The organism is Streptomyces sp. NPDC002104 (genome assembly GCF_053593795.1).
On sequence record NZ_JBSFDF010000020.1, the window covers coordinates 113,852 to 123,877 of the forward strand.

At 70.7% G+C, this 10,026-nt stretch carries 9 protein-coding genes; 6 read left to right on the forward strand and 3 right to left on the reverse strand.

Annotated features, from left to right (window positions below; genetic code table 11):
- The first annotated feature begins 43 nt into the window (after window positions 1–43).
- Complete coding sequence (gene erpA / locus ACWCP2_RS19125; protein ID WP_243330017.1) at window positions 44–400, forward strand: iron-sulfur cluster insertion protein ErpA; 357 nt, start codon at window positions 44–46, stop codon at window positions 398–400.
- A 110-nt stretch (window positions 401–510) separates the two neighbouring features.
- Here the strand turns inward: erpA and ACWCP2_RS19130 are convergent, their stop codons facing one another.
- Window positions 511–2,073: a hypothetical protein gene (locus ACWCP2_RS19130; protein WP_450909747.1), complete on the reverse strand. Its 1,563-nt coding sequence runs from the start codon at window positions 2,071–2,073 to the stop codon at window positions 511–513.
- A gap of 71 nt (window positions 2,074–2,144) precedes the next feature.
- Complete coding sequence (locus ACWCP2_RS19135) at window positions 2,145–2,363, reverse strand: hypothetical protein (RefSeq protein WP_450909748.1); 219 nt, start codon at window positions 2,361–2,363, stop codon at window positions 2,145–2,147.
- 132 nt (window positions 2,364–2,495) lie between these two features.
- Between ACWCP2_RS19135 and ACWCP2_RS19140 the strand changes: the two genes are divergently transcribed.
- Window positions 2,496–3,473 carry a carbohydrate kinase family protein gene (locus tag ACWCP2_RS19140; RefSeq protein ID WP_450909749.1) on the forward strand — a complete coding sequence of 326 codons (978 nt, stop codon included), beginning with the start codon at window positions 2,496–2,498 and terminating at the stop codon, window positions 3,471–3,473.
- 247 nt (window positions 3,474–3,720) lie between these two features.
- On the opposite strand, the gene ACWCP2_RS19145 is transcribed toward ACWCP2_RS19140, so the two are convergent.
- Entirely contained in the window at window positions 3,721–5,124 is a 1,404-nt protein-coding gene (locus ACWCP2_RS19145) for an aminotransferase class V-fold PLP-dependent enzyme (RefSeq protein ID WP_450909750.1), read from the reverse strand.
- Window positions 5,125–5,418: 294 nt separating this feature from the next.
- On the opposite strand from ACWCP2_RS19145, the gene ctaC reads away from it, so the two are divergent.
- From ctaC to ACWCP2_RS19165, 4 genes are all read left to right on the forward strand, one after another.
- Window positions 5,419–6,393 carry an aa3-type cytochrome oxidase subunit II gene (gene ctaC, locus ACWCP2_RS19150; protein WP_450909751.1) on the forward strand — a complete coding sequence of 325 codons (975 nt, stop codon included), beginning with the start codon at window positions 5,419–5,421 and terminating at the stop codon, window positions 6,391–6,393.
- On the forward strand, window positions 6,390–8,120 hold the full coding sequence (gene ctaD / locus ACWCP2_RS19155; RefSeq protein WP_450909752.1) for an aa3-type cytochrome oxidase subunit I: 1,731 nt from the start codon (window positions 6,390–6,392) through the stop codon (window positions 8,118–8,120). The genes ctaC and ctaD overlap by 4 nt, the downstream gene beginning before the upstream one ends.
- A complete protein-coding gene (locus ACWCP2_RS19160) occupies window positions 8,117–8,515 on the forward strand; it encodes a cytochrome c oxidase subunit 4 (protein ID WP_383952642.1) in 399 nt (132 codons plus the stop codon). The genes ctaD and ACWCP2_RS19160 overlap by 4 nt, the downstream gene beginning before the upstream one ends.
- Window positions 8,516–8,653: 138 nt before the next feature.
- On the forward strand, window positions 8,654–9,901 hold the full coding sequence (locus ACWCP2_RS19165; protein ID WP_450909753.1) for an Ig-like domain-containing protein: 1,248 nt from the start codon (window positions 8,654–8,656) through the stop codon (window positions 9,899–9,901).
- Window positions 9,902–10,026: the final 125 nt, after the last annotated feature.

A 10,026-nucleotide genomic window follows, 5' to 3' on the forward strand; every position in this document is an offset into this window, starting at 1 on the left:
CCCGCTCCCGGCGGGGAGCCGCCCACTTCGGGAGTGAATGCAGATGTCCGTACAGGACGAAAAGACCACCGTGAGCGACGGCATCCTCCTGTCCGACGCCGCCGCCGAGAAGGTCAGGACCCTGCTGGAGCAGGAAGGCCGCGACGACCTGGCGCTGCGCGTCGCCGTCCAGCCCGGTGGCTGCTCGGGCCTGCGCTACCAGCTCTTCTTCGACGAGCGCTCCCTCGACGGCGACGTCGTGAAGGACTTCGACGGTGTGAAGGTCGTCACCGACCGGATGAGCTCCCCGTACCTGCACGGTGCGTCCATCGACTTCGTCGACACCATCGAGAAGCAGGGCTTCACGATCGACAACCCGAACGCCACGGGCTCCTGCGCCTGCGGCGACTCGTTCAACTAAGCCCCGCAGGGGCCTCACGGCCCGGCTGAGCTCGCAGAGCACGACGAGAGGGGCCCCTGCGCGGACATCCGCGCAGGGGCCCCTCTCGTACGTCCTGGAGCCTGCTGGCCCTACTGGTGGGGGACGGGCTTGCCGGTGGTCGCGTCGATCACCTTGCGGTCGCCGAGCGGCTGCTGGAGCGTGCCCGTCACCGTCATCTCCTTCGCGAGCATGATGCAGGCCTGCCCCGGCTTGTTCGGGGTGTCCGTGATCCTGACCAGCACCGTCCCGGGCTGCTCCCGGACCTCCAGGGCGTACGTGCTGCACACCCCGCCCCAGAAGTTCACGGTCAGCGTCCGGTCGGCCGCGGCGTACGAGAAACCGGGCACGGTCTGCCCCTTCGCGGGCGGGTCGACCGGGGTGGGCAGGTCCACCGGGGGAGTCTCCCCGCTCAGGGCCGCCGGCTGGGCCACCGTGCGGCCCGGGCCTCCGTCCTTGCCGGCCACCTCGAACAGCCAGGCCGGCACCAGGCCGCGGGTCCCGTCGACCGTGCCCGGGACCAGCCCGAGCGCGGCGCCCCGCACCGACTCCGTGCGCGTCGGCTTCATCGGCCGGGGCTCCGGGTTGCACGGCAGCGTGTCCGTGGCGCCGACCGGGGTGTCCGGGGTCAGCGGGACGCTCGTGGCGCAGCCGCTCGGGCCGGGGTCCTTGGCGCCGGAACCCCGGGACGCGTCGTTCAGCCGGGCCAGCGCGTCCACCGCGCCGATCACCGGCTGCTCGGCGGCCCGCGCCGGAGCCTTCAGCTCGCCGCTGCCCGACACCGGCTGGGAGTCCGCCCCGACGCCGATCCGGGTGGACCAGCCCTGCGTGCGCAGGCCGCCGATCACCGGGTCGGCCGTCACCAGGCGTACGGAGCCCTGCACGATCCGGGCGTCGAGCGCGGCCCCGCCCTGCCCCACGGCCGCCAGCACGGGCGCGGCGGCGGCCTTGGCGGCCTCCTCGGAGACCGGGGTCCCGCCGGTGCCGCCGTGCTCCTGCCCCGAACCCTGAGCCTGCCCCGAACCCTGATCCTGCCCCGCGTCCTGGGGAAGGGTGGCCGGGCCGCAGGTGTCCTTGCCGCGCACGCAGTCGTCCCCGGCGCCGCCGGCCCGGAAGCGGGAGAAGGTCCAGGTCCCGGGGGCCTTGAGGTTCACCGTGAGCCGGGGCCCGGAGCCGTCCGCCGTCTCTCCCGCCCGCCAGGTCTCCCCGACGAGCCGGGGCGCGCCGGAGATGCCCAGCGCCGTCGCCAGCCGCGTCACCTCGGCGGAGGTCACCTCACCGCCCGCCGCGAAGGCCGGCGCCGTGGCGGGGCCGTCCGGGAGCGGGACGTCGGCGGTGTACGTGACCCCGCCGCCGGCGGGGTCGGGCTCGCCGGGGGCGATGCCGGGCCCGGGCGGAGTGGGCAGCGCGCGGGGCGCGGAGGCCGCGGCGGCGGCCGTACGCCCTTCGCCCGCGCGGCCCTCGCCGTGGGCGTTCGACGCCCACAGCGCGGTGCCGCCGCCGGTGAGCAGGACGGCGGCCGCGATCGGAGCGACCACCCAGACCGGGCGCCGTCGTGTGGCACGTGACGCACCGGGGGTGCCGGGCACCCCGGCCGTCCCGGCCGTCTCGGGTGCATCGGGTGCTTCCGGTCCATCGGGATGTTCGCTGGTCACCGCATCGCTCCTTTGCCCGTCCCGCAGGGGGTGATGCGGGTGTGACGGAACAGACGCGGATCCGGTTCCGCCTAGTACCCGTAGACCGCCGTGGAGGCGATGAGCCGGGCCGAGGCCGCCGGGACGCGGATCCCCCTGATCTGCGAGGGCCGCACCCGATCCGGCCGCGGACCGGCGGGAACCGGCCAATGCGGGGCCATCCGGGCGCAGTCGCCCAACAATTGTTCGAAGCCGGTGCCCGCCGCGTTCTCGGAGGTCCGGACGTGCCCGAAGCCATCGGTGTAGGTCATGGGGCACGGTAGGCACGCCTTCGCGGGCGAAGAAAGGGCTACTACGGGGTAGTTTCGGCCGGTCGGCCGTTCGCCCGCCGAGCGGGTAGTTTTGACTGTCCCCTTGCCTTCCCCCGCAGGAGCGTCCACGCCGTGCGTATCGCAGTCACCGGCTCCATCGCCACCGACCACCTCATGACCTTCCCCGGCCGCTTCGCCGACCAGTTGGTCGCGGACCAGCTGCACACGGTCTCCCTCTCCTTCCTCGTCGACAACCTCGACGTGCGGCGCGGCGGCGTCGGCCCGAACATCTGCTTCGGCATGGGGCAGCTCGGCGCCCGGCCGATCCTCGTCGGCGCGGCCGGCTCCGACTTCGACGAGTACCGCGCCTGGCTCGACCGGCACGGCGTCGACACCCAGTCCGTGCGGATCTCCGAGGTCCTGCACACCGCGCGCTTCGTCTGCACGACGGACGCCGACCACAACCAGATCGGCTCCTTCTACACGGGCGCGATGAGCGAGGCCCGCCTGATCGAGCTGAAGTCGGTCGCGGACCGGGTCGGCGGCCTGGACCTCGTCCTGATCGGCGCGGACGACCCCGAGGCGATGCTGCGCCACACGGAGGAGTGCCGCACCCGCGCGATCCCCTTCGCGGCGGACTTCTCGCAGCAGATCGCCCGCATGGACGGCGACAACATCCGCACCCTGATGGAGGGCGCGACGTACCTCTTCTCGAACGAGTACGAGAAGGGCCTCATCGAGGCGAAGTCCGGCTGGACCGACGCGGAGATCCTCGCGAAGGTCGGCACCCGGGTCACCACGCTCGGCTCGAACGGCGTCCGCATCGACCGGGTCGGCCACGAGCCGATCGTGGTCGGCTGCCCGGAGGAGACCGCCAAGGTCGACCCGACGGGCGTGGGCGACGCGTTCCGCGCGGGCTTCCTGACGGGGCTGGGCTGGGGCGTCGGCCTGGAGCGGGCCGCGCAGATCGGCTGCATGCTGGCCACGCTCGTCATCGAGACCCTCGGCACCCAGGAGTACACCCTGGGCCGGGCCCACTTCATGGAGCGCTTCACGAAGGCCTACGGCGACGAGGCGGCGACGGAAGTCCAGTCCCACCTCCCGGCGTAGCCCCTCGCGGGGCCGGGTCCTGCCCGCCGCGCGCGGGCGGGGCCCGATGGGCGGGTGCGGGTGGCTGGGCCCTGCGGGGCGAAGTCCCCTACCCACCCTTCGCCCGTTCCCCGGGGCTGTGCCCCGGGCCCCTCGCGGCCGCGCCGCGCGCGGGAACGGGTCCGGGCGGAGCCCGGGGAACGGTGGAAGGGCGGGTAGGGGACAAGCCCCGCGGGCCGCCCCGCCCCCCAGGCCGCCGCGGCCCGGGTCAGACCGCCCGGCGGACCGTGTACGCGGTACCGACGGGGCGCGGGGCCTCGCCCACGTAGGTCTGCCCGCGCATCGCGCACCACGCCGGAATGTCCAGCCGGGCGACCTCGTCGTCGGACAGCACCGTCACCGTGCCCCCCACCGGCACCCGCCCGATCGCCCGCCCCAGCTCGATCACCGGCTGCGGACACCGCAGCCCGAGGGTGTCCAGCTCCAGCGACTCCGCGTCCGGGCCGGGGCCGGGGCCGGTACCGGAGCCGGGCAACACCGCTTCCACCACGCCGAGTTGCTCGCGCACCCCCGCCACCAGCCCCGGCAGCACCTCCAGGAAGCCGTTGACCTCCGCAGCCGTCGTACCGGCCGGCAGGGAGACCCGTACGTTCCCCTCCGACAGCACCCCCATGGCCCGCAGCACATGGGACGGCGTCAGCGTCGAGCTCGTGCACGAGGAGCCGGAGGACACGGAGTAGCCGGCCCGGTCCAGCCCGTGGAGCAGGGTCTCGCCGTCCACGTACAGGCAGGAGAAGGTGACCAGGTGCGGCAGCCGCAGGTCCGGATGGCCCACCACCTCCACGTCCGGCACCAGCCGGGCCACCCGCCGCCGCAGCCGGTCCACCAGGATCCGCAGGCGCGCCGCCTCCGCGTCCGCCTCGGCGCGCACCGCCCGCAGGGAGGCCGCCGCCGCGACGGCCGCGGGGAGGTTGACGAAGCCGGGGGAGCGCCCCGACTCCCTTTCGTCGGCGGGGCCTTGGGGGGAGAAGCGCACTCCCTTGCGGACCGCCAGCAGGCCGACCCCGGGCGGGCCGCCCCATTTGTGGGCGCTCGCGCACAGCACGGACCAGTTCCCGGGGACCGGCCCCCAGCCCAGCGACTGCGCGGCGTCCACCAGCAACGGCACCCCGGCGGCGGCGCACACCTCGGCGACCTCCGCCACGGGCTGGACGGTGCCGACCTCGTGGTTGGCCGACTGGAGGCAGGCCAGCGCGGTGGAGGGGCCGACCAGTTCCCCGTAGGAGGGGACGGAGACCCGGCCGAACCGGTCCACCGGGACCTCCTCGACCCGCCCGCCGCCCGCCGCGTGGACCTCCGCCGCGTGCAGTACGGAACTGTGTTCCACCGCCGATACGACCAGATGCCCGCCGACGCGCCGACGCCCCGCCAGGACCCCGGCCATGCCCGAGTGAACCGCGTGCGTCCCCGAAGGAGTGAACACGAGCTCGTCGGGGCGGCAGCCCACCGCCTCCGCCGCCGCCTCCCGCGCCGCGTCCAGCAGCAGCCGGGCCCGGCGCCCTTCGCGGTACAGCCGGGCCGGGTCGGCCCAGCCTTCGTCAAGGGAGGCCTGGAGCGCCTGCCGGGCCACGGGGTGCAGCGGGGCGGCGGACGCGGTGTCGAAGTACGGCATCCGGTCACGCTAACCGGACGCCGCGCCGGCGCCGTCACCGGCCGAGTTCAGGGCCCGTCAGATGTCGCCGGGACCCCGCCATTCGGGGCCCGTTGGGCCGTCCCCCGTACGGCGGATCCATCCCTTCGGGGTCAGTAACGGCGCGTTGGGCACCCTCCCCGCGCGACCCCAAATAGCGTCCAGTAGGGTTTGGTCCGCATAAACATCCAAACCCCTGCCTGCGTCAGGGCCGGCGACCGACCCGAATGCGGCCGCGGCCGGCCGCGCGGGCCGAGACTCTCGGGAAGGCGCTACGTGAGTCCCTACGGCTCCGACCGCTCGCCGCGGCGCCCGATGCGGCGGAAGCTGCTGCAGGCGCTGACTGCGGGCGTGGTCCTGGCGACCGCCACTGGTTGCTCGTATACATGGAAAGACTTCCCCCGCCTCGGATTGCCCACCCCGGTCACTGAAGAGGCGCCTCGCATCCTCTCCCTGTGGCAGGGGTCCTGGGCGGCCGCTCTGATCACCGGCATCCTCGTGTGGGGCCTGATCATGTGGAGCGTCATCTTCCACCGGCGCAGCCGGACCAAGGTCGAGGTTCCCCCGCAGACCCGGTACAACATGCCCATCGAGGCGCTGTACACCGTGGTCCCGCTCATCATCGTCTCGGTGCTCTTCTACTTCACCGCGCGCGACGAGTCGAAGCTGCTCTCCCTCTCCGCCAAGCCGGCGCACACGATCAACGTGATCGGCTTCCAGTGGAGCTGGGGCTTCAACTACATCGAGGACGTCGACGGCGATGCGGCGACCCCGAAGGCGGGTGAGGTTCCCAAGGAACTCGCCTCCCTTCCGGACCGCTACACCAAGGACTTCCCGAAGGGCGCCGAAGGCGTCTACACCAAGGGCGTCCCGAGCGACCGGAACCCGGAGACCAACAACCCGGGTCCGACCCTCTGGCTCCCCAAGGGCGAGAAGGTCCGCTTCATCCTGTCGTCGAACGACGTCATCCACTCCTTCTGGGTGGTCCCCTTCCTGTTCAAGCAGGACGTCATTCCGGGCCACACCAACGTCTTCGAGGTCACCCCGACCCAAGAGGGCGTCTTCATGGGCAAGTGCGCCGAGCTCTGCGGTGTCGACCACTCCCGAATGCTCTTCAACGTCAAGGTCGTCTCCCCGGAGGCGTACAAGGCGCACCTGAAGGAGCTCGCGGAGAAGGGTCAGACCGGCTTCCTCCCCGCCGGCATCCAGCAGACCGACCCGGCCCGCAATGCTGAGGTGAACAAACTGTGAGCATCCTCAACCAGCCTCAGGGTGCCGAGGCCGACTCGTACGAGAACGAGTTGCCGGTCCGGACGAAGCAGCCGGGCAACGTGGTCGTGAAGTGGTTGACCACCACCGACCACAAGACCATCGGCACGATGTACCTGCTCACGTCGTTCGTGTTCTTCCTCATCGGCGGCCTCCTGGCGCTCTTCATGCGCGCCGAGCTGGCCCGTCCGGGCACGCAGATCATGTCGAACGAGCAGTTCAACCAGGCGTTCACCATGCATGGCACGATCATGCTGCTGATGTTCGCCACCCCGCTGTTCGCGGGCTTCGCGAACTGGATCATGCCGCTGCAGATCGGCGCGCCCGACGTGGCGTTCCCGCGGCTGAACATGTTCGCGTACTGGCTGTACCTCTTCGGTTCGACCATCGCGGTGGCCGGCTTCGTCACCCCTTCGGGTGCTGCCGACTTCGGCTGGTTCGCCTACTCCCCGCTGTCGGACGCCGTCCGCTCGCCGGGCATCGGCGCCGACATGTGGATCATGGGTCTGGCCTTCTCCGGCTTCGGCACGATCCTCGGTTCGGTCAACTTCATCACCACGATCATCTGCATGCGCGCCCCCGGCATGACGATGTTCCGCATGCCGATCTTCACCTGGAACGTGCTGCTGACCGGTGTCCTGGTCCTGCTCGCCTTCCCGGTGCTGGCCGCCGCGCTCTTCGCGCTGGAGGCCGACCGGAAGTTCGGTGCGCACGTCTTCGACGCGGCAAATGGCGGCGCCCTACTGTGGCAACACCTCTTCTGGTTCTTCGGCCATCCAGAGGTGTACATCATCGCGCTGCCATTCTTCGGAATCGTTTCAGAGATCATTCCGGTCTTCTCGCGCAAGCCGATGTTCGGTTACATCGGTCTGATCGCCGCGACGATTTCCATCGCCGGCCTTTCGGTGACCGTGTGGGCCCACCACATGTACGTCACCGGCGGTGTGCTGCTGCCGTTCTTCTCCTTCATGACGTTCCTCATCGCGGTTCCGACCGGTGTGAAGTTCTTCAACTGGATCGGCACCATGTGGAAGGGCTCGCTGTCCTTCGAGACCCCGATGCTCTGGACGATCGGCTTCCTGGTCACCTTCACCTTCGGTGGTCTGACCGGCGTCATCCTGGCCTCGCCCCCGATGGACTTCCACGTCTCCGACTCGTACTTCGTCGTCGCGCACTTCCACTACGTCGTCTTCGGCACCGTGGTCTTCGCGATGTTCGCCGGCTTCCACTTCTGGTGGCCGAAGTTCACGGGCAAGATGCTGGACGAGCGCCTCGGCAAGATCACCTTCTGGACGCTGTTCATCGGCTTCCACGGCACCTTCCTGGTGCAGCACTGGCTGGGCGCCGAGGGCATGCCGCGTCGTTACGCGGACTACCTCGCGGCGGACGGCTTCACCCTGCTGAACACGATCTCGACGATCAGCTCGTTCCTGCTGGGCCTGTCGATGCTCCCCTTCATGTACAACGTCTGGAAGACGGCGAAGTACGGCAAGAAGGTCGAGGTCGACGACCCGTGGGGCTACGGCCGTTCGCTCGAATGGGCGACGTCTTGCCCGCCGCCGCGGCACAACTTCCTCACCCTGCCGAGGATCCGGTCCGAATCCCCGGCATTCGATCTGCATCACCCCGAGATCGCGGCCCTCGACCACCTTGAGGACCACTCCGTGGCCACCAAGGCCGTCGCGGGTGGCAAGGAGGCCGGCAAGTGAAGATCCAGGGCAGGATGTTCCTGTGGCTCGCCGCCTTCATCCTGATCATGACCGTCGTGTACGGCGTGTGGTCGAAGGAGCCGGTCGGCACCACCGCGCTCGCACTGGCCTTCGGCCTGAGCGCCATGATCGGCTACTACCTGGCCTTCACGGCGGCGCGCGTCGACCAGATGGCCCAGGACAACCTGGAGGCCGACGTAGCCGACGAGGCGGGCGAGCTGGGGTTCTTCTCCCCGCACAGCTGGCAGCCGCTCTCGCTGGCCATCGGTGGCGCCTTCGCCTTCATGGGCGTCATCTTCGGCTGGTGGCTGATGTACTTCTCGGCGCCGCTGATCCTGGTGGGTCTGTGGGGCTGGGTGTACGAGTACTACCGCGGCGAGAACCAGAACCAGTAGCCGCACCCCCGCATCCGCTCCCCGGAGCGGCCGCAGCGTGAGACCAGGGGCCCGGACACCTCCAATGGAGGAGTCCGGGCCCCTCGTTTGCAGTCACCCCGCGCGCCGTAATTGTCATATCTTCATAGCGTTGGCTCCATGAACCAGTCACCGCGTCTTTGGACCGTAATCGGCTGCTCCCTGCTGGTCGCGTCCCTCGGGGCCGGCGCCACCGCATGCGGGTCGGGCGACGACAACCCGCTGTCCGCCCGCCCCTACGACGCGGGCGACCAGGTCGCACTCAACCAGCCCACCGGCAGCCGCCCGGTCGATCCGGACAAGCCCCTGGAAGTGACCGCCAAGAGCGGCAACGGCCGCATCACCGACGTCAGCGCCGTGGACACCCACGGACGCCGCCTGGCGGGCGAGCTGTCCGCCTCCGGCGACCGCTGGCACAGCACCGTCCCGATGGCCGCCGGCGTCCGCTACACCGTCCTCGTGAGCACCGAGGACGAACGCGGCGCCCCCGGGCAGCGCACGCTCACCTTCGACACCACCCCGGCGCAGAAGGTCCTCAAGGTCGAATTCGGCCCGGACGAGGGCAAGTACGGCGTCGGACAGCCCCTCACGGCCGAGCTCAACGAACCGGTGAAGGACAAGGCGGCCCGCGCCGTCGTCGAACGCGGCCTGGTCGTCGACGCCCCGCCGGAGGCCGAGGGCGCCTGGCACTGGGTGGACGACAAGAAGCTCCACTACCGGCCCAAGGAGTACTGGCCCGCCAACACCACGGTCTCCGTACGGAGCAACCTGGAGGGCGTGAAGATCTCCGACGACCTGCACGGCGCCGCCTCCAAGCCCCTGAAGCTGGAGATCGGCGACCGCGTCGAGGTCACCACGGACGCCGCCTCGCACTACCTCACGTTCAAGCGCAACGGAGAAGTGATCAACACCATTCCGGTGACCACCGGAAAGCCGGGCTTCTCCACCCGCAACGGCGTCAAGGTGGTCCTCGGCAAGCAGTACTACGTCCAGATGCGCGGGGACACGGTCGGCATCGGCGGCAGCGAGTACTACAACCTGCCCGTCTACTACGCGACGCGCGTCACCTGGAGCGGTGAATACGTCCACGCCGCGCCGTGGTCCGTCGGCTCCCAGGGATACGAGAACGTCAGCCACGGCTGCACCGGAATGAGCACGGGCAACGCCGCCTGGTTCTACGAGAACATCACCGAAGGCGACATCGTCCGGGTCATCAACAGCATCGGCGACGACATGGACACCTTCGGCAACGGCTACGGCGACTGGAACATGGACTGGAAGGACTGGCGCGAGGGCAGCGCCCTCCTCAAGGGCACCCAGGAGGGCCGCAGCCCGGTCGACCAGGCCCGCCTGCGCCCGCAGGTGTAACTACCGGGCCAGGAGCGCCAGGAGCGCCGGGAGCGCCAGGAGCGCCGGGAGGGCAACACCAGCTTCATCTGGCAGCCGGACCTGTTCTCGTTCGTCGTCGCGGTACTCGCCGGCATCGCCGGGGT

Excerpts from the sequence above, each read along its gene's own strand:
- erpA (WP_243330017.1), top strand. The coding sequence starts at position 44 with ATGTCCGTACAGGACGAAAAGACCACCGTGAGCGACGGCATCCTCCTG.
- ACWCP2_RS19135 (WP_450909748.1), bottom strand. The coding sequence starts at position 2,363 with ATGACCTACACCGATGGCTTCGGGCACGTCCGGACCTCCGAGAACGCG.
- ACWCP2_RS19145 (WP_450909750.1), bottom strand. The coding sequence starts at position 5,124 with ATGCCGTACTTCGACACCGCGTCCGCCGCCCCGCTGCACCCCGTGGCC.
- ACWCP2_RS19165 (WP_450909753.1), top strand. The coding sequence starts at position 8,654 with ATGAACCAGTCACCGCGTCTTTGGACCGTAATCGGCTGCTCCCTGCTG.